Below are 21354 nucleotides of genomic sequence, written 5' to 3'. Positions count from 1 at the left end.
ACACACCCCTGACAATGCGGGGCAGCACCCCATATACCTCATACGGTTTTGAGTGTGGACTTCCCTCTTAGCAGCTCGGTGATACTTGTCATTGCTGTTGCGCTCTGGATCGTGTGGGTGGCGCCTTACGTTCTGAGGAACGGGCGCCACCAGCTGCAGCCTGCGGGCGAATTCCTGGCGGACGTCATTGACATGGAACCAGCAGATCCACATGCGGGGAAGGTTTTGAAAATGGCGGCGCAGCAGGAGAAACCCATGATCAGCACCCACCGCGCAGAACCGGCCTCCGGCTCCGCTGGGCCCGGGGTCAGCAGCGGCGCACCGCGAGGGGCGACACCATTTGCCGGGGCCTCTCCGGCATTCAGGATTCGCTGGGGGCGGCTGGTGCTGGCGCTGGCCGGCCTGCTGTTTCTGCTCACAGGAGTGGTGTCCGGGGCCCTTCGGCTTTTCGGGGTGGGGTCAGGCTGGCTGCCGGTGACGGCCCTGCTGGGCACGGTCGCCGCCGTCGCGCTGCTCCGCCGTCTCGCTGTCCGTGACCGACGGCGGAAAATGAACGCCGCGTTCCGCGCAGCCATGGGCGGCCCGGAGCGCACCGCCGCTCGGCCCTCACGGCCCGAGCAGATCCCCGCCCTTCCGGCTGAACGTCCGGGCATACGGCCGGAAAGCCCTCTGTTCGACGCCGAGGCGGCCCCCGCCACACAGAAACCCGCGCCGAAGCCGCTGACCGCGCTGGAGCTCCGGCAGGCCGCCCTCGCCGAGGCAGCAGCCTCGGGGGATACCGCGGCCGCTCCGGCAGCCGAAACGGCGGCAGCTGCGGAGGTTTCCAGCTGGGAGCCCGTTGACGTTCCCAAGCCCACGTACGTCGAAGCGCCGAAGGCCGAACGAGCAGCCCCCATGCCCCTTGACCTCCCGGAGGCACCGAAAGCCGTTGGGAAGCCGTCGCTGAAGCAGGCCTCCGCACGGCCGGCCGCGTCCGATCCGGGGACCGCCGACGACTCCGGGACAAGGCAGCTCACCAAGGCCCAGAGCGCCTTGAGCAACCTGGACGATGTCCTCCAGCGGCGCCGTGCCTGATCCGGGCCGTTCTTTGCGAAGTTCCCGCCCCGGGCAGCCAGCGATGGCTGCCCGGGGTTTTTATTTCCCCGCAACGTGCCGGCACGGTTCGTTGCGGTAGCCTCGGGTCATGACAAGGATCTGCGCCGCCGGCGGAACAGGCCAAGTGGGCCGCGAGGTCGTACGCCGGGCTCTCGGCGCCGGGCACTCCGTGGCGGTCCTGAGCCGCAACCCGCCGTCGCCAGGCGCCGCCGGCAGCGTCGGGGGGCGCTGAATACTTCCGCGCGGACGCGACGACGGGGGAGGGGGTCGCGGCCGCCGTGGCCGGCGCCGACGTCGTGATCGATTGCCTGGAGGGACGCTCCGGGACGGCGCGGAAGAACTTCGCCGACGGCGGCGCGCGTCTTCTGGCCGCCGCCCAAGATGCGGGGGCGGCCAGGGCCGTCATGCTGTCGATCGTGAACTGCGATCGCAGCAGCGCGGCGTTTTACCGGTCGAAAGCTGCCAAGGAACACGTCTACGAGCTGTCCGGGTTTCAGACTGTGGTGCTCCGTGCCACCCAGTTTCATTCGTTGCTCGCGATGATGTTCGGCGCCGGCTCGAAGATTCGCATCATCCCCGTGGTGAGGGGCAGCCGGTTCCAGCCCGTGTCGCCGGCTGACTTGGCCGCGATGCTCCTGGAGACCGCACTGGAGCCGGCACCGGTTTCAGCACCGCGCCCCGCCGCACCGGGTGCTGAACTTCTGCGGCCCCGAATCTAAGGACATGGCCGACTTTGCCCGCGAGTGGAAGCGGGTCACGGGCGTGAAGGGTCATCTGGTGCGCCTGCCGCTGCCCGGTGCGATGGGCCGCTATCTGGGCGAGGGGCTGAATCTGGTGCCGGACGCGCGACACGGCAACGTGACATTCCGGGGCTGGCTGGAAAACAGCGCAGATAGTTTGTAGCCTAGGGACACCGGCAGCGCCGTTCCCTCAGGACCGGCGTTGCTTCGGGGCTATAGCTCAGTTGGTAGAGCGCTTCGTTCGCATCGAAGAGGTCAGGAGTTCGAATCTCCTTAGCTCCACAATTTTCGGGGATTCTTAGGTGGTGTTTTCAGGCGCCTCAGCCCCTTCCGGTCACGGACTTTCTGCCAGTCATCTCATGGGGCGCCATGGGTGCGGCTTGGGCCAGCGGTTCCTCCCAGATACACGAAGAGGGTCCCCCAAGGACCCTCTGCCATGCGGCCCGCAGTTGCAGGCCATCCGTTCGCGCATTACTACCATAAGCATGCTTAGTGTCATGTGTCAGCCCCGCGACCGAATATGGCGACAAAAACTTTCTCCAGGAAGCGGGCTCCGGGGCGAACTTCGCGTGTTAGGTTAGCGCAAAGCCGCGGCCATTGCCGGCAGCTTCCGTACTCTTGGGGGAGAGTGGCGATGATCCCGAACCACAGGCAGCTCATACGCCTCATGGCCGGCGCCGACCCGGCATTCCTCGCCGGCAGCTTCGCCACCGACTTTCAGATCTATTCGGGTCCGGAGGGGGACCGGGGCACATTCCGGTACTTCACGGGCGGCTACTGGGATATCAGGATGGATGGAGGCCCCGCCTTCCAGTTGACCCCTGACTGGTCGAGAGTCGTCCAAGCCAACGGGTCGGCTGAAGACGGGCCGGCCATGACGAATCCGCCGCACCGGCCGCCCTGGTCGCTGGTGCTGCCCCGCCACTCGACGTTCCTGGGCCGGGCTGACGATGACTGGCAACTGGATGCCGGCTGGCCCATCACACAGGACGACGGCTCATGGATTGTGCCGCTGACGAGCCTGGAAGCGCCCGGGTTCAAAGGGACGCTGACAGTGGACGCCACCCTGTGCATCATCACTCGGGCCGACCTGGGTCACATGGTGCAGACGCTCATTATCGACCGGGCCGAACCCGCAGACGAGGACCTGGCGGACCTGGAGTCCTTGAAATCCAATGTCCGGCGCTTCACCGGAACAATCCAACCCGGAAGCAGGCATCGTCATGACGGAACCATTCCACTGAAATCCCGCCACCCGTCAACCGAGGAGCAAATATGACAACCACCGCGATCAGGACCCCCACGGCGTCGAACGTCAACCTTCACGTGGGTGCGCCCGGGCCCGCCGTGGCCACCGAAACGGCAGCGCTTCTGAACGAATACCTCGGCTCTGGTTTCATCCGCCCTTCTGACCTCGAGGAACTCACGGCAGACCGCGGGGGAGTCCTCGTCCGGGCCCGCAACCGGCCCGGACAGCTCCTTGGGGCGGCCACGGGCCGCCTCCTGGGCCGCAAAGAAGTCAATGCGCTGCAGGACCGCCTGAGCCGGGCCGGCGTCGAGGCCGGCTTGGACGGGCACCGGGTCGGCGAATTGAAGTCCATTGTCGTGGCCCGGGCAGCCCGCGGGATGGGCCTCGGCACGAAAATGCTCGCAGCCAGCGTCGACTTTCTGAAGGCCAGCGGCTGCCGCTATGTTGTGACCGCGTCATGGGTTTCGGCCGATCCACACCAATCCTCCCTGGGGATGTTGGAGCGGGCCGGATTCGCGCAGATGGCCACCATTCCCGCCTTCTGGGCCGACGACCAGACGGCGGCCGGGTACCTGTGCCCCGAATGCGGCGCAAAGTGCGTGTGCGCGGCCATCATCCTGGTCCTTAGACTCGCCTGACAGACCCGACCAGGTGTTGCCGGGAAGATGCCCTTACTGTTTGCGGCCCGGGACAGGGCTAGCGGCGGCTAGAGCTCTTCCTTGGCAAGGGCCTTCGTCTGGGCCGGCGTCGGCCGACCAAGGCGCTCATCGAGAGTGACGCGCAGCCTGGCGGCGGCGACCTGAACCCGGTGCTGCGAGGCGATCGTGGAGTTGGAATCTTTTACGGTGATATGTCGCGGAACAGGGCCGTTCTTTTGCCCCGATGCGTCCGTGCTCATGGCCTGCCTTCCTCGTTCCCGCCGGGAATCCGTGCCTTCATTGTTTCCCAGGTTGTCACCGGATTCCACGGAAGCCGCGAAGGCCGCTGGCCTCGCGGGCTGCCAGCTGCCCGCATTTTCCTCAACCCCGTTCACGGACTTCCATGCGATATCGAGGAGCTCGAGCTCCTCGTTCCGTGCCAACTCGCTGCGGGCAAGCACACCCAGCGCTGCCAGCCCCAAGGCCTTGATGTCCGGATCCTGATCCAGGGCGCGGTCCAGTGCCCATTGTGTCCGTTTCCACCACTCGGCCCGGTCGTCAGCCACGGCCTTCTGGCGGAGTGTGCGCCAGGCCATGAAGGCTCCGACGGCTGCCGCTATGAGGACCGCCACCGGCGCAAGCGCGGCAACGATCTGCCACCACTCGGCCGGACTTGAGTGAACGAGGACATCAACCGGGGCCGGACTCGGGGCAGGCGTTGGCGGCATGTGACCAGCCTAAGCCGGGGAGCAGGCAGTGGGAGGCGACAGGCAATGCGGCGTGCCTTCTGTGCTCGCAGCCGACGGCGGCGTCCCCGCGCAGACAACTTTCGACAAGTAGCCTCCCCTCAACGGCTTGAATTTTTGCGGGGAAATCAAAGCGAGGCGTACAGCCTCCCGATTGACGTCAGCTGGCCATTCGTTTTGTAGAGGGCGGACGGGCCCATGGCCGGGTCCGAGGGTTCCCTGGATTTCCAGGCAAACCGTTCGACGAAGGGCATCAGGCGCATGCCGGCGACCGCGGCCTGCATGAAATAGCCGACCTCCCGGGTGGTGTACCTGGACGGGCGTGCCGGGGTTGCCGACCAGTCGGCCACGGCAAATTCCGTCACCCAGACCGGCCGCCTATACCTGTGATGCAAATACCAGACCTTCGCGAGGAAACTCTCCGGGTTCGGCGAGCCGTAGGAGTGCATTGTCATGAAATCGACGCGGAGGTTCGCCTGCCTGGCCCGGGCCATGAACTGTTCCAGCCACGGGCTGGTGACGCTGACGGTGGCCGGAGATCCCAGCCGCAGTCCCGTCGACTGAAGGTGGGGCCACAGCCGGATGGCCTCATCGACAGACATGTTGGACTGACCGGAGTGGTCCGGCTCGTTGAAGGCGAGCAGGTGTTTGGTCCTTGTCGCGGGAAGTTGACGGTAAACGTCTCCCAGGGCGTCCTTTTGAAGCAAAGCATTGCCGCTCCACACCATTGGGATAAAGGCCGGACTGGTCGTGACCGTATAGGCGGATGACCAGGCGTAGTACCAGCTGGCGTTAAGACTTCGGATCTGTCTCAGTGCCAGCGCATCATCGCCGCCGTGGGCCGCCCCCTTGAGAGCCCGGGGCGAGGAGAGGGCCGCACGGGTAGTGGATGGTGCGAATGGGGCCGGTGCCGGCCCCGAGGTTGCGAAACTAGCCCCGGCCGCGGCCGGGGCAGCCAAAACTGCAGTGAGAAATGTCCGGCGATCCATGGGGGGTTCCTCTTTCGGAGCGAAGGGCCGATGCGATTCCTCAACCGAACGTGACGAGGGTCACGCTACGCCGTTCCCTGGGTATTTGGAACGGCCCAAGGGCACTTCCGTGCCGGCCTCTACGGGTACGAACCAGGAGAGTTTTCATGAGATGGTGTGTGCATACGTGATCGGCGCCGTGGCCGCGCCGGCGTAGCTCTGAGTGGCAAGAAACGATGACGGTTAAGCCGGCGAATCCAGCAGCCGACATCCCGTACAGACATCCAGCGCAGAATCCAGTTCAGACAGGGCCTCGATCCATGAAGACCACCACCGCGATCACGCTCGCCCTGCTGACGCTTCTGCTGACCGCCTGCTCCGCCTCGCCAAACGCCGAGCCGTCCGCGTCGTCGAACCCCGGGCCATCCACCGCCCTGTCGGCGTCGCTTCCCAAACCTAACCCGGCCCAGCAGGAAGCGCTTCTGGCCGCGCTCGCCGGGATCAACCCCCGCCTGCCAAGCGACCAGGCAGTCGATAAGGCCCGCAGCCTGTGCGGCCGCCTCTTGGGGCTGGCGCCGGCCGAACAGCTCATCGCCGCGGCAAAGGCGGAGTTCAGCGGCGGGGACCTCCCGGCTGTTTCGGATGAGGACGCCCAGCGGATTATCTCCGCGATCGGTGCCAACGGGTTCTGCCGCTAGCCTTGTTAGTAACACGAGGAGAACTATGACCACCCTGAAAGAACGCCTGCACGCCGACGTCGTGGCCCACATGAAGGACCGCAACAAGGTAGCCCTCACCACTGTGCGCAACGTCCTGGGCGAGATCGAAACCCGCGAGAAATCCGGCAAGACGCCCATCGTGCTGGACGACGCACAGGTGACCGCCCTCCTGCAAAAGGAAGCCGCGAAGCGCCGCGACACAGCCCGCATCTACACCGAAGCCGGTGAAGCCGAGCGTGCCGCCGCCGAGATCGCCGAGGCCGAGGTGATCGAGGCCTACCTGCCCAAGCCGCTCACCGCAGCCGAAGTCGAGCAGATCGTGGACGAGACTATCGCGGCGCTCAAAGCCGACGGCGTCGAGCTTTCCATGCGTCAGCTGGGGGCAGTGATGAAGCCCGTCACCGCCACGGTGGCCGGGCGTTTTGACGGCAAGGCCGTTAGCGAAATCGTCCGCAACCGTCTCGCGCAGCAGTGAGCCTGATCCGGCTCCACGACGTCGCTGTCCGTTTCGAGAACACACAGATCCTCCGCGAGGCGTTCTTCCGGCTCGAAGCCGGGGACCGCGTCGGCCTGATCGGCAAGAACGGCTCCGGGAAGACCTCCATCCTCAAGCTCATCCTGGACCAGGTCTCGCCGGATTCCGGGACGGTCACTGTGGAGCAGGGGACCAGGGTGGGGTACTTCTCCCAGTTTTCCGAGCTGGACGGCGAGCTGTCCATCCTTGAGGTCCTTGACGGCCTGTTCGTTGAGATCAGGGCTGCCGAGGCCGAGTTGGCGGCCATCGACGCGGCCATTGCGGCAGACCCCGCCGAAGCAGAGCTGGACCGGCTGATCAGCCGCCAGGCCGAGCTGTTCGAGGACATGGACCGTCTCGACGGATGGGACTACAAACGGCGCATCGACACCGTCCTGACCACGCTGGGGTTCAGCGAGACCCACCGCACGTGCGCGATTGACGAACTCTCCGGCGGGTGGCGCAACCGCGCCGCCCTGGCCAAGATCCTGTTGGAGGGTCCGGACGTCCTGCTCCTGGACGAACCCACCAACTACCTCGACGTCGCCGGCGTCGAATGGCTGGAGAGCTGGTTCCGCGACTTCCGCGGTGCCGCGATCATCGTCTCGCACGACCGGAAGTTCCTCGATGCCGTGGTCAACCGGATCATCGAGGTGGAAAACTTCCATCTGCACGAATACCCGGGAAACTTCGCCGAGTACGTAGTCCAGAAGCAGTTCCGGCTCAAGACGCTCGAAGCGCAGTTCGTCCACGAGTCCGAGCTCCTGGCCTTTGAAGCGGAGGGCATCGCCGACCGCCGCGAGGCAGCAAAGGCCGCCGGCCGCGGGCTGGGGACCCAGCTGGCCAAGATCAAGAAAGCCCGCACGCCCAGGCCCGTGGACCAGATCGTCACGGAGATCTACGGCGGCCTGCACGTGAAAGATGTCCTCTGCCGGGTCGAAGGGCTGGGCAAGTCCTATGGCGACAAGGTGCTGTTCGAGGACCTGAGCTTTGAGATCCGCCGTGGCAACAGGATTGTTGTCCTGGGCTCCAATGGCAGTGGCAAGTCAACGCTGCTGAAGGTGCTGGCCGGCGAGGAACCGACAGATTCCGGGGATGTGGTCTGGGCTAAGGGCCCGGGTTTTGTTTCGTACAACAAAATGCTGGAAGAGCTCGACGACGACGATACCGTTTCGCACGCGGTCAACGCGCTGCCGGACAGCCTGGCGTTCAGCGCCACGAAAAAGTCTGTCAACAGGTTCCTCGCGATGTTCCAGTTCTCCGAGGCCGACCTCAAGCAGAAGATCGGGAACCTCTCCGGCGGGCAGAAAGCACGCGTCGCCATGGCGCAGTGCCTGCTGTCCGGGGCCTCGGTGCTGCTCCTCGACGAGCCCACCAACCACCTGGACATGTCCAGCACCCAGGTGATGGAACGGGCACTGCTTCACTTCCCCGGGGCAGTCGTCGTGGTCAGCCACGACCGGTTCTTCGCCGAGAAAATCGCCAACCGGCAGCTGGTCTTCGGCGGCGATGGCGCGGAACCCGGCGAGATTGACGTCCGCGCCGCCTAATTCAACGCGCAAGTGAACAGTGGCTCAGTGTTTGCTCAGCATTGGCTCAGGATGCGGCGGATACGGCTTGCGGGCCACAAATGGGGGTTTCCGAGCGGTAACGTGGCGCTGGTTGCCGACGGGGGGACGGCATCGGTCTCACTATCCGCTTTGAAAGGACTCTCCCATGGCAGGAATCATCGGATGGCTCAGTGCGCTGGGCACCACAGGCAAGGCCGTAGTAGTGGCCTCCGTCGTTGTTACCGGGGGCGCCGGCGCGACGGCCGCCACCGCGACCAGCGACCTCCCGACTGAACCGACATCGACCACGACGTCGTCGGGCACCGCGACCTCTGAGCCGGACGATCCGGCCGAGTCGGAGACGCCAGGAGCGGGCGACCGGGAATCCAGCGACCAGGAATCGGCCGAGACGGGTGATCCGGCTGAGTCGGACGACCAGGACGCGGACGACCAGGGGTCGGATGACCAGGGTACAGCCGATCAGGACGCGGATGACCAAGGTGACCAGGGTTCGGATACCCAAGGATCGGACGATCAGAGTGCGGACGATCAGGGTGCCTACGATCAGGGTTCGGATGACCAAGGTTCGGACGATCAGAGTACGGATGACCAGGGTGCGAACGAGCAGGGGCCCGCTGCCCCGGCTCCTGCCCCGGCTGCTCCGGAGTCCCCTGCCGCCCCGGCACCGGCTGCCCCTGCCCCGGCAGCCCCGGCGCCTTCCGAAGATGATGGGCAGGATGCGGCTGACGCGCCGAAAGCCGACGGGTCCCACGCATCCAACGGCAACAGCGGATGGGCACACCAGAACGCCGAAGAGCACCGCGCCGCCGGCCAGGCCAACGCCGCCGAACACCGTGCCGCGTGGGCCGGCCGCGGAAGCGAACACGCCGGCAAGTCCAATGGGCACGACGACTCCGACGGGCACGAAGGCTCCAGCGGGCGCGGCGACTCGCGCGGGCACGGCCACAACAAGTAGTTCAACAGGCCGGTAACGAGGGGCCCGGACCAGTGGTCCGGGCCCCTCGTTTTCCACTCCGAAAAATTGTCACAGTGCACCAGTCAGAGCGGTGCGACCGTCCGGGTCCGCGAGATAATGGAAGCATGACCGACCAGAAGCAGGATCGCGACCCGTGGGAGGAGTTCGGCAGGCTCAAGCCCGCCGGCCCGGACCGGGTTGCCGGCTATCCCGGCGGGGAACCGCAGGGCTTCGGCTTCCGGACCGGCGTCCGCAGCGCCCGGGTTGCCCTCGGATTTGCCGTTTACTCCCTCGCGCTGGGAAGCATTCTGGTCCTGATCGGCGCCATCGCTTTCATCGAAAGCGGCAAGTGGTTGCTGCTCGGGCTTATGGTGCTGATCGAGGTCGTCTTTATCCTCGCGTTCCGGCGGCTCATGGTCCAGGTCCGGGATCGCCGCACTTCCGGCTAGAGCCGGCGCTTCCGGCTATAGCCAGCCCTTCCGCTTGAAGATGGCGTACATGAGCGTTGCCGTGGCGGCCATGAGCACGATTGCCATCGGGTAGCCCAATGTCCAGTGCAGCTCCGGCATGTGGTCGAAGTTCATGCCGTAAAGGCTGGCCACGAAGGTGGGCGCGAAGAAGATCGCGGCCCAGGACGAGATCTTTTTGACCTGTTCGTTTTGTTGCGCGCTCGCTTCGTTCTGCCGGTTGGCGGTCAGGGTTCCATCGAGCGTGAGCGCGTTCTGCAGGAGGTCACGGAAGGAATCGGCACGTGAAATGAGCCGCTCCACGTGGTCCTCGACGTCGCGGAGGCTGTGCTGCAGTTCCGTGTCCACCTGGTACTTTTCGAAGCCCCGCCGGAGCTGTTGCATCATCGCCGGGAGCGGGTGGATGGCGCGCTGGAAATGGATGACTTCCCGGGCGAGTTCGTAGATTCGCCGGGATACCTGGGGGTCGCCGCTGAAGAGCTGGTCCTCGATCTCGTCGATGTCGTTTTCCAGACCTGCCACCACAGGAACGTAATCATCCACCACCTGGTCCATGAGCGCATACAGGACCGCCTCGGGGCCGTGGCGGAGCAGGTCGGGGCGGGACTCCATCCTGTGCCGGACCTGGCCCACCACTTTCGTCTCGGCATGCCGGACGGTGACCACGAAGTTCCGGCCCGTGAAGATGTGCAGTTCGCCGAACTCCACCGTCTCGGTCTCGTCCAAATACCGGGCGGGCCGGAGCACCGTGAACAGGTTGTCGTCGTAGCGTTCCAGCTTGGGCCGCTGATGCGCAGAAATCGCGTCCTCCACCGCCAGCCCGTGCAGGCCGAATTCCGCCGCCACGGCCGCCATTTCGTCGGGTGTGGGCCGGTAGAGGCCAATCCAGGCCATTCCTCCGCGCTCGGTGAGGGTCTCGAACGTCTGCTCGAGGTTCCGCGGCTCGGCGCTGCGGATGCCGTCCACGTAGACCGCGTTGTCGATGATAGTCACCGGGACATTATCCTTCGTTCACCTGGGGTTCGGCGGAACCGGCCCGGCGCGGGGCCGACCGGCCAGGCGCCAGCGCGTTGCCCTGGGCGAGCCGGCTGATCAGCGGCTCGGTTCGGTAGGGGATATGGGTGTGCAGCGCCAGCACAGTCTCGGTGCGGATGACTCCCTTGATCCGAAGGATGGAGCGGAGGGCCGCCTGGAGGTTGTGCGTATCCGTCGCCACCACGCGGCACCAGACGTCGCCGCGTCCGGAGATCTCATGGACTTCCAGGACCTGGGCGATCAGCCGCAGGGCCCCTACGACGCCGTCGAGCTCGCGGTGGTTGACCTCGATCGTCACGAACGCGACGACGTCGTACCCCACCGCCTCCAGGTCGATTTCGCGGCCGCCGTCGTGCAGCAGGCCCGACCGCAGCATGCGCCGCACGCGCGACTGGGCAGTGTTCCGCGCAATGCCCAGGACATCACTGAGCTCGCCGATCTGGATCCGCGGATCGCGGATCAGCTCCAGCAGGATCTTCAGGTCGGTCGGGTCCAGACTGTTCAAGTCATCACTCCGGTTCACTTCAACAGCCAGAGAATGACTGTTTTGCTCAATTTTGGCACAAAATTTGGCTGTGAAGGTCATTGATGCCGCATTCTGTAGGTACCAATCTTCGACCGGGCCAGGCGGTTCCCCCACAACAGGGAAAGCCTGGCCCTGCACTTTGCAAGGGCACGGACATGACAGTCTTCAGTGAACTCCGCATGCGCCCGGCCACAGCTGACCGCTGGGGCTGGGACGCTTCCACCACCGCACGGCTCGTGATGGCCGGAGTAGTGATCTTCACGCTGCTCGTGGGCGCGAACCTGGCGACGCCGCTGTACCCCCTGCTGCAGGCAAAACTGGGGATCACGGCGCTCGACGTCACCGTGGCGTTCTCGGCCTACGTCCTTGCGCTCGTGGCCACCCTGGTCCTGGCCGGTCACTGGTCCGACCACATCGGACGCCGCGCCGCCCTCGTACTGGCCGTCCTGGTGGGCCTGGCCGGCGGCTTTGTCTTCGCCACCGCGGGCAGTCTCGTGGCGCTCTGCGCCGGCCGCGCCCTGCAGGGCATCGCGGTAGCGCTCGCCACGGGCGCCAGCTCGGCTGCACTGCGCGAACTCCTGCCCAGCCGGCCCGAGTGGGCGTCCCGCTTCACGCTCCTGGCCTCGGCCGGGGGAGTTGCCGCCGGCCCTGCGATCGGCGGCATGCTTTCCGTCCTGCCGGGCCCGACGTCGACGCCGTACTACGTGCACTCCGTCGTCCTCGCCGCCGTGCTGGTGCCCCTGTACCTTCTCAAGGCGCGGCCCGCCATAAGCCTGCATGCCGGTCCCCAGCCGCTGCGCGTCCTGGCGCCGCGGCGGCCGTCGGTCTCCAGCGACGCGCGCGGCGCCTTCTGGCTGGCCTCCTCCGTGGGCTTCCTGAGCTTTACGGTCTTCGGCTTCTGCCTCTCGCTCGCGCCCGGCTATTTCGCCCAGATCGTGCACGCCGACTCCCGGCCGCTGATCGGCCTGCTGGCCGGGCTGACTTTGGGCTCCTCAGCCCTGAGCCAGCTGCTGGCCATCCGGGGGCGCTTTGCCGTCCCCGCCGGCCTGGCAGTCCTGGGCGTCTCAGTCCTGCTGATCGCCGCCGCGGCCGCCTGGAGCAGCCCGTGGCTGCTGATCCTGGCCAGCATCACGGCCGGCGTGGGGCAGGGCGTGGCCTTCCGGACCGTCTTCAACGATGTCGCCGGCAAGGTGGAGGCCGCCCGGCATGCGCAGATCATCAGCACCGTCTACGTCATCACCTACCTCGGCAGCGCCTTGCCGGTGATCGGCCTGGGGCTGGCCGCCGGGGTCGTGGGGCTGCAGGCCGCCGTCGCCGGTTTTGTCACGGTGTGCGCTGCCGCCGGGCTGGCGCTGGCGGCCATTACGCTGCGGACCGCGCTGCGCCGGCAGGCCTAGTACGCCAGAGTGTCCCGGGCTGACGGCCCTGGTACGCCGACGGCCCTGGTGCACCGGCCGGCTGCTTACGGCAGCGGGCCGTGGTTGCCCTGGATGTGGTCGAAGACCAGCGTGGTCTCCGTGTGGCCCACCACGGGGTCGGTGGCCAGGTTGTCCAGCACCCAGTCCCGCAGGTCCTCGGTGGTGGCCACGGCGATGTGCAGGAGGTAGTCCACCGACCCGGATGTGTGGAACGTCGAGAGCACCGCCGGAAGCTTGGGCACCCGGGCGGTGAAACGGTCGATCTGCTCGCGGTCGTGGGCCCGGAGCCGGACCGCAATGAGCGCCTGGACCGAGCGCCCGATCGCGGACAGGCTTAGGTTGGCCTCGAAACCTTCGATGATCCCGCGCTCGGACAGGGCGCGGGTGCGCATCAGCGCGGTCGACGGCGCGATCCCCACGAGTTCTGCCAGCTGCTTGTTCGAGATGCGGGCGTCCGCGACGAGGGCAGCGAGCAGGCGCTCGTCGATCGCGTCCAGCGGCTCGCTGGCTCCCGGCCGAACATTCTTCGCACTGCTGCTCACGGATCCTCCTTGTAGGGTTGTCCGTTCATCATAAACGGCACTATCCGACAGTTCCATTCAGAACCCCTACAAAAGCTCGAATTATTGCCAGATACTTGCGGAATTCAATGGCGAATATTCGTAAGGAGTTAGGGTGCTCTCTCAAGATTCACTGGCGGTCCACGCAGGCCGAAACGGGCTGACGGAACTGGGCGTGCACGCGGTGCCCATCGATCTGTCCACGACGGCACCGCTGCCGTCTGTGCACGACGGCGGCCTGGCCTACGAGCACATGGCCACCGGCGGGTCGCATGCCGAGGGCCACAGCACCGTCTACCAGCGGCTGTGGAACCCCACCGTGGCACGCTTCGAGGAAGGCGTCGCCGTCCTGGAAGGCACGCCGGAGTCGGTCGCCTTTGCCACCGGCATGGCGGCGCTCAGTGCCGTGCTCCTCGCGGTGGTGGCGGCGGGCAAGAAGCATGTGGTCGCCGTGCGGCCTCTCTACGGCGGCAGCGACTACCTGCTCGCCTCCGGGGTCCTCGGCAACGGGGTCACCTTTACGACGCCGGAGGGCGTCCGCGAAGCGCTCCGGCCGGACACCGGCCTGGTGATCCTGGAGACGCCGGCCAACCCGACCCTCGAGCTCGTGGACATGGCCCGGGTGGCCGCCGACGCGGACGGCGTGCCGCTCCTGGTCGACAACACCTTCGCCAGCCCGGTGCTGCAGCAGCCGTTCAGCCATGGTGCCGCCATGGTGCTGCACAGCGCCACGAAGTTCCTGGGCGGCCACGGTGATGCGATGGGCGGCGTGGTGGCCGCCGGCCCTCAGTGGGCCGTGCGCCTGCGTCAGATCCGGGCCGTGACCGGTGGAATCCTGACCCCGTGGCCGGCCTACCTGCTGCACCGCGGCCTGGCGACGCTCCCCGTCCGGGTCCGCGCCCAGCAGGCCAGCGCCGAAAAGGTCGCGGTTGCCCTGGCCGGACACGGGCTCGTGAAGCGGGTCTACTACCCGGGACTGGCTGAGTGCGATCCGCAGGGACTCGTCGGCACGCAGATGTCCGGGCCGGGTTCCCTCATGGCCTTTGAGCTCGCCAGCGCCGAGCACGCCGAACGGATCCCTGCCGCCGTCGGCATGATCACGCACGCCGTCTCCCTCGGCGGGATCGATACCCTCATCCAGCACCCGGCGGGCCTGACCCACCGGCCGGTCGAAGCCTCGGCCAAGCCGCACGCCAGCCTGCTGCGGATTTCGGTGGGGTTGGAGGATCCGGCCGACATCGTCGCCGATCTTGTGCAGGCGATCGAGGCGAGCCGGTAGCCCGCCGGCCTGATGCCTAACCGGACACTGCGGCCTTGCCGGTGCCCGCCGCCGTGCCGGCGGCAGGCACCGCAGGTCCGGTGGCGGCTGGCCCGGCTGCTGACGCCGCGGGATGCGCGACGGCGGTGATTGCCGCCGTCGCGCCGGCCAGTCCGATGACCGTCAGGGCAAGGGCCGTCCAGCCGAGTCCCTGGAAGATCAGGCCGCCGGCCCAGCCGAGCACGCTGGAGCCGAGGTAGTAGGCGAGGTTGTAGAGCGAGGCGGCCTGCGCGCGGCCCGTCGTGGCGATCACTCCGGTCCAGCCTGAACCGATGCTGTGGGCCGCGAAGAAGCCGCCGGTGAACAGCAGCAATCCCACCAGGATCAGGACCAGCAGCTGCGTGAGCGTCAGGGCGAGTCCGCCGGCCATCAATGCAGTGCCGGCGATCAGGACAGTGCGCCGGCCGAACCGCGAGGTCAGCCCCGCTGCCCAGCGGGCCGATACGGTTCCGGAGAGGTAGGCCAGGAAGATCAGGCTGATCGCGGTGGCCGGCAGGCTGAACGGTTCCCCGGACAGCCGGAAACCGAGGTAGTTGTAGACGGCCACGAAACCGCCCATGAGCAGGAACGCCTGGACGTAGAGGGCCAGCAGCCGGGGATTGCGGGCATGCCCGGCCAGGGTGGACATGGCACCGCGGAAGCCGGCGGCCGCCGCGGCGGTGAATCCCTGCGCCCGCGGGACAAGAATGAGGAACAGGACAGCCGCGCCGGTGGCCAGGACCGAGACGGCCAGGGCGGCGGCCCGCCATCCCCACAGTTCGCCGACAGGTCCGGCGACCAGCCGGCCGGCGAGGCCGCCCAACGTGGTCCCGGCGACATAGCTCCCGGCCGCGAGGGCGGCGTGGGCCTTGTTGACCTCTTCATTGAGGTAGGCGATCGCGATGGCGGGGATCCCGCCGAGGGCCATTCCCTCCAGCATCCTCAGGCAGAGCAGCGCGGGGAAGCTGGGGGCCAGGGGGACCAGCAGGCCCAGGATGGTGGCCGTCGAGATACCCCACATCATCGCCCGGACGCGGCCGATGCGGTCGGCCAGGAAGGACCACGGGAGTACGGTCAGAGCCAGCCCCACTGTCGCCAGGGAGATCGTCAGCGCGGCCTCGGCCGCCGAGACCTTGAGGTCCGTCGCCAGGAGGGGCAGCACCGCCTGGGTGGAGTAGAGCTGGGCGAACGTCGCGACGCCGGCGAAGGCAAGCCCGGCGAGAATCCGGCGGTAGGCCGCGGAGCCTTTCGGATGCCCGGCCCACGCGGCAGCGCCAGCTGCGGGATTGGCCGCGATCTTGCCCGCAGGACTGGGGCCGGCGCCGGGGGGTGCGGAAAAACGTGGCATACCCTCAGGCTAGAGCCTGCCCAAGGGATGCTTCCAATGCATGATTTTCATAGGATAGATAGCAAATATGGAACGATGCGCGGAGGGCCCATGGACATTGAGCACAAGCAGCTCGTGCAGTTGCTGCCCCTCCTGCCGCTGCTGGCAGAACTCGGGCGGACGGAGCACATTACCGAGACGGCCGAGCTGCTGGGGGTGCCGCAGTCGACAGTGAGCCGCGCAATTGCGCGTGCCAGCGCCATCGTGGGGACCGAACTGTTGGTACGGGACGGCCGCGGCGTGCGGCTGACGCCGGCCGCGAAGGCGCTCCTGCCCCATATTGACGCCGCCCTGGGCGAATTCCAGACGGGACTGGACCTTGTCCGGCACGAATCCGAAGTGGTCCGCGGCCGGATCGCCGTGTCCTTCCAGCACACCTTCGGGGAGGCGACGCTGCCGCTGCTCATCAGCGCGTTCCGGAGCCGGCACCCGCAGACCGCGTTTGACCTCAGCCAGGGCGCACGGGACGGCTGCCTGGCGGAACTGGCCGCCGGTTCCGCGGACCTGGCCCTTACCGCGCCCGTGGCCACACCAAGCAGGACCATCAGTTCGGCCGCGCTGTACCGGGAACCGCTGCGCCTGGTGGTGCACGACCGCCATCCCCTGGCCGGCCGCCGTCGGGTCCGGGTTGCCGAGATCCGGCAGGAGCCGTTCGTGGCGATGGGTTCCGGCTACGGCATGCGCTCGCTGACCGATGCGTTGTTCCGGGAGGCGGGATTCCGTCCTCGCATTGCCTTCGAGAGCCAGGACTCACACACCGTCCGCGGGCTCGTCTCGGCCGGGCTCGGCGTCAGCATCCTGCCGCCCGGCGGCTCCGCACCGGGGCGGCAGGACCCGTCACCCGGGACCGGAGCCGACCACGGCGGGCCCGGGTGGGTGGAGATTCCCCTGGATTCGGCCCTGGCATTCCGCGAGATCGGCCTGGCCTGGCGGGAGCGCCGCGGGGGACCCGATGCCGAGCCCGATTCCGTGCGCTTGTTCCGCGAACTCGTGCTGCGCGACGGGCCGGCGCTCCTGGCAGGCTTCGTGCGCGAACGCTCGGGAAGCTGAGCCGGCGCGACGTGGTACGCCGAAGCCGCCGGAAGGCTGCGAAATCGCCGTAAAAAAACCGCGGTTTCGCACGCTTCCGGCGACTTCGGGTTTCTGTCGCGGGCGGGTGCTGTCGCGGGAGGGACGTCCCCACCGGGGAATCAGCGGCCGGCGAGCAGCCCGCGCACGACGCCGGCCACGGGCCCGGGCTGGGCCTTCTGCCAGCCCGTGCCGGCCCACAGGTTCAGGCGCTCCGCGTCTCCGGCCGCGGCGGCCGCGGCCCGGATGGGCGCCGTCAGGTGGTGGATAGCCGGGTAGCATTCCGGCGCTTCGGGGTGGTCGCGGACGAATTCGTTCTCCAGGGACCGGGCCTGCCTGCCGGTAAAGGCGCGTGTCAGCCGGGTCCGGGTGAAATGCGGATCCGCCAGGGCATCCTTGTGCAGCTGCCGGGCGCCGGCTTCGTCCGTCCGGAGGAAAGCGGTGCCCAGCTGGGCCGCAACCGCGCCCGCGCGCAGCACGGCGTCCAGCCCGGCTGCATCCATGATGCCACCCGCGGCCACCAGCGGGAGGCCGACGGCGGACCGCACCTCCGCGACCAGCTCCGCCGTCGTGCCGCCTGCCTGTGTCCCGCCGGCCGGTATCCCGCCTGGCTGGGACCCTCCGACCTGCAATCCCAACGCCGGAAGGAACGCCGCGCTGTGGCCGCCGGCGCTCGTGTGCTGCACCACGAGGGCGTCCACACCCTGGTCTGCCGCCTGCCGGGCCTCGTCCGTGGTGGTGACAGTGGCAAGCACCGCCGAGCCCGCCTGCTGCAGGGCGCGGACGACGTCGGGGCCCGGGAGGCCGAAGGCGAAACTGACCAGTTCCACGGGGTCCGCCAGCAGGGCATCGATCTTTCCCTGCCACTCGTCATCGTCGTCGAGCCGAAGCTGCGGGAGCTCCACGCCGTAGCGCCGGGCGTCGGCCCGTAACTGCAGCCGGTAGTCCTCGAGTTCCGCCAGCACCGCTGCGGACGGCGGCAGCTGGCCGGGATCCGGGACGAAGACATTCATGCCGAACCGGGTCCCGGACTCCCGGGTGGCGCGGATGTCCGCCTGCATGGCCGCCACGCTCTTGTAGCCGGCCGCCAGGAAGCCAAGCCCGCCGGCGCGGTGCACGGCCTCGACAAAGGCCGGCGTGGAGGTTCCTCCGGCCATGGGCGCCGCGATGACGGTTGTGCCGAAAAGATCGTGGGGCATTGCGGGCTCCTTGCAGCGATTCAGTAACCTGTTCGAGTGACTAACACTGACATGCCGCCGGCGGCGGACTCCGTTCCATCTTCCACCATGCCATCCGACGCGGCGACGACGGGTGCCGTGATCGGACTGGACATCGGCGGCACCAAGACCCGGGGCGTCCGATTCGAGAACGGCGCCCCTGTGGCCGACGAATCAGTGGGCAGCTCCAACGTCCAGAACGTCAGCCCCGAGGAGGCGGCCCGCAACCTGGCGGAACTGTTCGGCAGGATCGGCGGGGGAGAGGTAGCCCAGGTCTACGCCGGGGCCGGCGGCATTGACACCGACGACGACGCCGCGGCCCTCGCGGCACTGATTGCCCCCCACGTGCCCGGTGCCCGGATCACGGTGGTCCATGACTCCCGGCTGCTGCTCGCCGCGGGGGGCGCCAGCACCGGCGTCGCCGTGATCGCCGGCACCGGTTCAGCCGCGTGGGGCCGGAACGGCCGTGGCGAGGAAGCCCGGGCCGGGGGATGGGGCTACCTGCTGGGCGATGAGGGCAGCGGTTATTGGCTGGGCCGGGAGGCCGTGCGCCACAGCCTGCGGCGGATGAACCAGGGACTGGAACCTGACGAACTCACCACCGCCCTGCTGGCATCCTGCGGCGCGGACCACCCGAACAAGCTGATCGCACTGTTCCACTCGACCGCCACCGGACGCCGCTTCTGGGCCCAGCAGGCCCGCCTCGTGGTGGAGGCCGCAGACGCAGGCCACGCGCCGAGCCAGGCCCTCATAGGCCAGGCCGGGCGCGATCTCGCCGATCTGGCCGCCCAGACCGTAAGGCAGCTCGGCATCGAAGGCCCGGTCATCCTGGGCAGCGGGCTCGGCATGAACGTGCCCCGGCTGCAGGAATCGTTCCGCACGGCGCTCGCCGCCGCAGACATCACAGATGTCCGCGTCCTGGAGCAGGAGCCCATCTTCGGCGTGCTCCAGCTGGTGGCGGAACAGGAGTAGCCGGAGGGATTCCTCCGGCTACTACGCTGGAGGGATGAGCATGCAATTCGACACCCGGCCCGCCGCCTACGCCGTCATCATCCGTGACGCCGAGATCCTCCTGGCGTACTGGAAGCAGGACGGCCGCGAAGGCTGGACGCTGCCCGGCGGCGGCCTGGACCTGGCCGAACACCCGGTGGACGGATGCCGCCGCGAGATCCACGAGGAAACCGGCTACGACGCCGAGGTCGGCGTGATGCTGGGGATCGACGTCGGGCACTGGCCTTCGGAGGTCCGGCTCGACGGCGGTGAGCGGGACTTCCAGTCGCTCCGGCTCGTCTACGAGGCGACGGTCACGGGCGGGGAACTGCGCCACGAGGTGAACGGCAGCACCACCCACGCTGCCTGGATTCCGCTGGACCAGGTGGCGGAGCTGAACAGGGTCTCGCTGGTGGACGCCGGACTGCGCCTGTACCGCGAGAGGCCGCTGAACGGAAAACTTTCCGGCTGAATTGCTGGCCAGGCGCGGGCGCCTTGGCTATTCTGTAGAAACCGCCGGGCGGTGGACGCCAGTGCAGTCCGCAGACGGGATTAGCCGGGCATACAGCAGGGCAGGCCTCACTTGGCCGGCAAACGATGGGGAGGTGGAAGCTATGAATGCGATATTTCTGAACGCTCAGCGCACCGATTCAAGCCAGGTCATTACTCCTGCCCCGTCCTACGGCGCGGCCTAGCCATTCAGCGCTAGTTTTCACGCACCGGCGGCACACGCCGCCGCAGCGCATCTGCGCCGCACCACGGGGCCTCATCAAAGGGTTTTCGTTGATCATTCATGCTGCATCCCAGGGCGCCCCCAGCGCCCAGCGCACCGATTCCTCCCCTGGGAGATCCCCCAACGAGGACAGCCCCGCCGGCCCTGTCCGTTATGGCTACACGGCCGGCACCGCGGAACAGTTCGCGGCCCACCCCGTGCCGGGAGGCCACCGCCCGGGCCGCGTCATCCGGGTGGACCGCAACCTTGTCCTGGTGGCCGACGGCGACCAGACCGCCCATCTGCCCTACCCCCGGGGCGGGGACCTTCCCGCCACCGGGGACTGGGTCTGGCTGGGTTCAAACGCGGCGGGGGAGCCCGCGATCGTCGGCATCCTGCCACGCCACTCGGAGCTGAGCCGCAAGCGTGCCTTCGAGTCCTCCTCCGAGGCGCAGGTCCTTGGCGCCAACATGGACGTCGTCGGGATCGTTGTTCCGGTGGATCGCCCGCTCACCCACAACCGGCTCGAACGGACGCTGGTCGCGGCGTGGGACTCGGGTGCCAAACCGCTCGTGATCATCACGAAGGCGGACCTCGCGGACCTGGCGGACGACGTCGTGGGGACGGTCGTGCGCCAGGCGGCCGGCGTCGACGTCGTCACCACCTCCGCCGAGTACGGCGACGGCCTGGACGAAGTCCTGGGCCACCTGCCGCCCGGCGGCACTCTGGTGCTGCTGGGGCCATCGGGCGCCGGCAAGTCCACCCTCATCAATGCGCTCGCCGGCGTCGCAGCCCAGGAAACGGGCGCGGTCCGCGCGGGCGACGGCAAGGGCAGGCACACCACCACCTCCCGCGAACTGGTTCCGCTGCCCGGCGGTGCCGTCCTGATGGACACCCCGGGAGTCCGCGGCTTCGGGATCTTCGACGCCGAGGACGGCATGGAGGAGATGTTCGGCGACCTCGAAGAACTCTTCGGCAACTGCCGTTTCTCCGACTGCGCGCACGGGAAGGAGCCCGGCTGTGCCGTCCAGGCCGCGCTCGCCGACGGGGTCCTGGATGGCCGCCGCTGGGCCAGCTACCTGAAGCTGCAGCGCGAACTCGCCGCCCTGGCCCGCCGCCATGACGCTGCCGCCCGGCGGGCCTACCAGCGAGAATGGCACCAGAAGATCGCGGTGGCGGGCAAGAGCCAGCGGGCGGCCGAACGGGAAAACCACGACAACGGGCCGGGGCACGGCAGTGGCAAGAACGGCGGCAAGAGCGGCCACGGCAATGGCAAGAGTGGGGCCAGGAACGGCCGGCAGCGGCCCCGCTGAGGCTAACCCCGCGCTGCCCCAGCGGTACGGGAGGCGCGCCGGAGGCATTTCCGGCGCGCCACCCATCCGGAATCGTTGTGCTTCCGAAGCCTTTTGGGAGCCGCGGCGCCGCTGACAATGTCATGAGTGCTGGTTAGTCTAAGTGCTAACTGCTTTATGGCCAGCAAAC

General features: G+C 67.8%; 23 protein-coding genes, 1 tRNA gene and 1 pseudogene. 18 read left to right on the top strand and 7 right to left on the bottom strand.

Annotation, left to right across the window (positions count from 1 at the left end; genetic code table 11):
* Window positions 1–78 precede the first annotated feature (78 nt).
* The 7 genes and pseudogenes from ACFVTM_RS11060 to ACFVTM_RS11030 all read left to right on the top strand — a co-directional run bounded on the left by ACFVTM_RS11060 (window position 79) and on the right by ACFVTM_RS11030 (window position 3722).
* The gene (locus tag ACFVTM_RS11060; RefSeq protein WP_390203682.1) at window positions 79–1074 is read left to right on the top strand and encodes a hypothetical protein; all 996 of its coding nucleotides are present in this window, start codon (window positions 79–81) and stop codon (window positions 1072–1074) included.
* A 109-nt stretch (window positions 1075–1183) separates the two neighbouring features.
* A complete protein-coding gene (locus ACFVTM_RS11055; protein ID WP_390203511.1) occupies window positions 1184–1327 on the top strand; it encodes an NmrA family NAD(P)-binding protein in 144 nt (47 codons plus the stop codon).
* Window positions 1328–1358: 31 nt separating this feature from the next.
* Window positions 1359–1814 (top strand): annotated as a pseudogene (locus ACFVTM_RS11050) (NAD(P)H-binding protein); the annotation flags it as partial.
* Between the two features lie 4 nt (window positions 1815–1818).
* Entirely contained in the window at window positions 1819–1998 is a 180-nt protein-coding gene (locus ACFVTM_RS11045; protein ID WP_390203510.1) for a hypothetical protein, read from the top strand.
* A gap of 46 nt (window positions 1999–2044) precedes the next feature.
* Window positions 2045–2117, top strand: a tRNA-Ala gene (locus ACFVTM_RS11040).
* Between the two features lie 352 nt (window positions 2118–2469).
* Window positions 2470–3114, top strand: a complete 645-nt coding sequence (locus ACFVTM_RS11035) for a hypothetical protein (RefSeq protein ID WP_390203509.1) — start codon at window positions 2470–2472, stop codon at window positions 3112–3114.
* A complete protein-coding gene (locus ACFVTM_RS11030) occupies window positions 3111–3722 on the top strand; it encodes a GNAT family N-acetyltransferase (RefSeq protein ID WP_390203508.1) in 612 nt (203 codons plus the stop codon). The genes ACFVTM_RS11035 and ACFVTM_RS11030 overlap by 4 nt, the downstream gene beginning before the upstream one ends.
* A 68-nt stretch (window positions 3723–3790) precedes the next feature.
* Here ACFVTM_RS11030 and ACFVTM_RS11025 read toward each other — a convergent pair whose 3' ends face one another.
* Window positions 3791–4450: a hypothetical protein gene (locus ACFVTM_RS11025; protein WP_390203507.1), complete on the bottom strand. Its 660-nt coding sequence runs from the start codon at window positions 4448–4450 to the stop codon at window positions 3791–3793.
* Between the two features lie 146 nt (window positions 4451–4596).
* On the bottom strand, window positions 4597–5274 hold the full coding sequence (locus tag ACFVTM_RS11020) for a glycosyl hydrolase (RefSeq protein WP_390203681.1): 678 nt from the start codon (window positions 5272–5274) through the stop codon (window positions 4597–4599).
* 482 nt (window positions 5275–5756) lie between these two features.
* On the opposite strand from ACFVTM_RS11020, the gene ACFVTM_RS11015 reads away from it, so the two are divergent.
* From ACFVTM_RS11015 to ACFVTM_RS10995, 5 genes are all read left to right on the top strand, one after another.
* On the top strand, window positions 5757–6134 hold the full coding sequence (locus tag ACFVTM_RS11015) for a hypothetical protein (RefSeq protein WP_390203506.1): 378 nt from the start codon (window positions 5757–5759) through the stop codon (window positions 6132–6134).
* A gap of 25 nt (window positions 6135–6159) precedes the next feature.
* Window positions 6160–6630, top strand: a complete 471-nt coding sequence (locus ACFVTM_RS11010) for a GatB/YqeY domain-containing protein (protein WP_390203505.1) — start codon at window positions 6160–6162, stop codon at window positions 6628–6630.
* Window positions 6627–8219: an ABC-F family ATP-binding cassette domain-containing protein gene (locus ACFVTM_RS11005; protein ID WP_390203504.1), complete on the top strand. Its 1593-nt coding sequence runs from the start codon at window positions 6627–6629 to the stop codon at window positions 8217–8219. The genes ACFVTM_RS11010 and ACFVTM_RS11005 overlap by 4 nt, the downstream gene beginning before the upstream one ends.
* Before the next feature lie 166 nt (window positions 8220–8385).
* Window positions 8386–9195: a hypothetical protein gene (locus tag ACFVTM_RS11000; RefSeq protein ID WP_390203503.1), complete on the top strand. Its 810-nt coding sequence runs from the start codon at window positions 8386–8388 to the stop codon at window positions 9193–9195.
* A gap of 125 nt (window positions 9196–9320) precedes the next feature.
* Window positions 9321–9644, top strand: coding sequence for a hypothetical protein (locus ACFVTM_RS10995; protein ID WP_390203502.1), 324 nt, complete (start codon window positions 9321–9323; stop codon window positions 9642–9644).
* A 15-nt stretch (window positions 9645–9659) separates the two neighbouring features.
* On the opposite strand, the gene corA is transcribed toward ACFVTM_RS10995, so the two are convergent.
* Together corA and ACFVTM_RS10985 are read right to left on the bottom strand one after the other, a co-directional pair.
* Window positions 9660–10655 carry a magnesium/cobalt transporter CorA gene (gene corA / locus ACFVTM_RS10990; RefSeq protein ID WP_390203501.1) on the bottom strand — a complete coding sequence of 332 codons (996 nt, stop codon included), beginning with the start codon at window positions 10653–10655 and terminating at the stop codon, window positions 9660–9662.
* Between the two features lie 7 nt (window positions 10656–10662).
* Window positions 10663–11202 carry an Lrp/AsnC family transcriptional regulator gene (locus ACFVTM_RS10985; RefSeq protein WP_390203500.1) on the bottom strand — a complete coding sequence of 180 codons (540 nt, stop codon included), beginning with the start codon at window positions 11200–11202 and terminating at the stop codon, window positions 10663–10665.
* 176 nt (window positions 11203–11378) lie between these two features.
* On the opposite strand from ACFVTM_RS10985, the gene ACFVTM_RS10980 reads away from it, so the two are divergent.
* Window positions 11379–12620, top strand: coding sequence for an MFS transporter (locus ACFVTM_RS10980; protein ID WP_390203499.1), 1242 nt, complete (start codon window positions 11379–11381; stop codon window positions 12618–12620).
* Between the two features lie 65 nt (window positions 12621–12685).
* On the opposite strand, the gene ACFVTM_RS10975 is transcribed toward ACFVTM_RS10980, so the two are convergent.
* Window positions 12686–13183: an Lrp/AsnC family transcriptional regulator gene (locus tag ACFVTM_RS10975; protein WP_229995409.1), complete on the bottom strand. Its 498-nt coding sequence runs from the start codon at window positions 13181–13183 to the stop codon at window positions 12686–12688.
* A gap of 133 nt (window positions 13184–13316) precedes the next feature.
* Between ACFVTM_RS10975 and ACFVTM_RS10970 the strand changes: the two genes are divergently transcribed.
* A complete protein-coding gene (locus ACFVTM_RS10970) occupies window positions 13317–14480 on the top strand; it encodes a trans-sulfuration enzyme family protein (protein ID WP_390203498.1) in 1164 nt (387 codons plus the stop codon).
* A 16-nt stretch (window positions 14481–14496) separates the two neighbouring features.
* On the opposite strand, the gene ACFVTM_RS10965 is transcribed toward ACFVTM_RS10970, so the two are convergent.
* The gene (locus ACFVTM_RS10965; RefSeq protein WP_390203497.1) at window positions 14497–15846 is read right to left on the bottom strand and encodes an MFS transporter; all 1350 of its coding nucleotides are present in this window, start codon (window positions 15844–15846) and stop codon (window positions 14497–14499) included.
* A 90-nt stretch (window positions 15847–15936) separates the two neighbouring features.
* Between ACFVTM_RS10965 and ACFVTM_RS10960 the strand changes: the two genes are divergently transcribed.
* Complete coding sequence (locus ACFVTM_RS10960) at window positions 15937–16935, top strand: LysR family transcriptional regulator (protein ID WP_390203496.1); 999 nt, start codon at window positions 15937–15939, stop codon at window positions 16933–16935.
* Window positions 16936–17075: 140 nt separating this feature from the next.
* Here the strand turns inward: ACFVTM_RS10960 and ACFVTM_RS10955 are convergent, their stop codons facing one another.
* Window positions 17076–18152, bottom strand: coding sequence for a nitronate monooxygenase (locus ACFVTM_RS10955; protein ID WP_390203495.1), 1077 nt, complete (start codon window positions 18150–18152; stop codon window positions 17076–17078).
* A gap of 87 nt (window positions 18153–18239) precedes the next feature.
* Here ACFVTM_RS10955 and ACFVTM_RS10950 point away from each other — a divergent pair, with 87 nt between their 5' ends.
* The 3 genes from ACFVTM_RS10950 to rsgA all read left to right on the top strand — a co-directional run bounded on the left by ACFVTM_RS10950 (window position 18240) and on the right by rsgA (window position 21185).
* Window positions 18240–19142 carry an N-acetylglucosamine kinase gene (locus ACFVTM_RS10950; RefSeq protein ID WP_390203679.1) on the top strand — a complete coding sequence of 301 codons (903 nt, stop codon included), beginning with the start codon at window positions 18240–18242 and terminating at the stop codon, window positions 19140–19142.
* 34 nt (window positions 19143–19176) lie between these two features.
* Window positions 19177–19632, top strand: a complete 456-nt coding sequence (locus ACFVTM_RS10945) for an NUDIX hydrolase (protein ID WP_390203494.1) — start codon at window positions 19177–19179, stop codon at window positions 19630–19632.
* Between the two features lie 311 nt (window positions 19633–19943).
* Entirely contained in the window at window positions 19944–21185 is a 1242-nt protein-coding gene (gene rsgA, locus ACFVTM_RS10940) for a ribosome small subunit-dependent GTPase A (RefSeq protein ID WP_390203493.1), read from the top strand.
* The last annotated feature ends 169 nt before the right edge of the window (window positions 21186–21354 follow it).

Origin of the sequence: Arthrobacter sp. NPDC058130, from assembly GCF_042884475.1 — a bacterium.
Taxonomy (GTDB): domain Bacteria; phylum Actinomycetota; class Actinomycetes; order Actinomycetales; family Micrococcaceae; genus Arthrobacter.
This window is presented reverse-complemented; position numbering and strand designations above follow the sequence as displayed.

Bases quoted from the DNA above. Each gene is read 5' to 3' on its own strand.
- ACFVTM_RS11055 (WP_390203511.1), top strand. From the start codon at position 1,184: ATGACAAGGATCTGCGCCGCCGGCGGAACAGGCCAAGTGGGCCGCGAG.
- ACFVTM_RS11045 (WP_390203510.1), top strand. From the start codon at position 1,819: ATGGCCGACTTTGCCCGCGAGTGGAAGCGGGTCACGGGCGTGAAGGGT.
- ACFVTM_RS11035 (WP_390203509.1), top strand. From the start codon at position 2,470: ATGATCCCGAACCACAGGCAGCTCATACGCCTCATGGCCGGCGCCGAC.
- ACFVTM_RS11030 (WP_390203508.1), top strand. From the start codon at position 3,111: ATGACAACCACCGCGATCAGGACCCCCACGGCGTCGAACGTCAACCTT.
- ACFVTM_RS11025 (WP_390203507.1), bottom strand. From the start codon at position 4,450: ATGCCGCCAACGCCTGCCCCGAGTCCGGCCCCGGTTGATGTCCTCGTT.
- ACFVTM_RS11015 (WP_390203506.1), top strand. From the start codon at position 5,757: ATGAAGACCACCACCGCGATCACGCTCGCCCTGCTGACGCTTCTGCTG.
- ACFVTM_RS11010 (WP_390203505.1), top strand. From the start codon at position 6,160: ATGACCACCCTGAAAGAACGCCTGCACGCCGACGTCGTGGCCCACATG.
- ACFVTM_RS11000 (WP_390203503.1), top strand. From the start codon at position 8,386: ATGGCAGGAATCATCGGATGGCTCAGTGCGCTGGGCACCACAGGCAAG.
- ACFVTM_RS10995 (WP_390203502.1), top strand. From the start codon at position 9,321: ATGACCGACCAGAAGCAGGATCGCGACCCGTGGGAGGAGTTCGGCAGG.
- ACFVTM_RS10980 (WP_390203499.1), top strand. From the start codon at position 11,379: ATGACAGTCTTCAGTGAACTCCGCATGCGCCCGGCCACAGCTGACCGC.
- ACFVTM_RS10965 (WP_390203497.1), bottom strand. From the start codon at position 15,846: ATGCCACGTTTTTCCGCACCCCCCGGCGCCGGCCCCAGTCCTGCGGGC.
- ACFVTM_RS10960 (WP_390203496.1), top strand. From the start codon at position 15,937: ATGGACATTGAGCACAAGCAGCTCGTGCAGTTGCTGCCCCTCCTGCCG.
- ACFVTM_RS10955 (WP_390203495.1), bottom strand. From the start codon at position 18,152: ATGCCCCACGATCTTTTCGGCACAACCGTCATCGCGGCGCCCATGGCC.
- ACFVTM_RS10950 (WP_390203679.1), top strand. From the start codon at position 18,240: ATGCCATCCGACGCGGCGACGACGGGTGCCGTGATCGGACTGGACATC.
- ACFVTM_RS10945 (WP_390203494.1), top strand. From the start codon at position 19,177: ATGAGCATGCAATTCGACACCCGGCCCGCCGCCTACGCCGTCATCATC.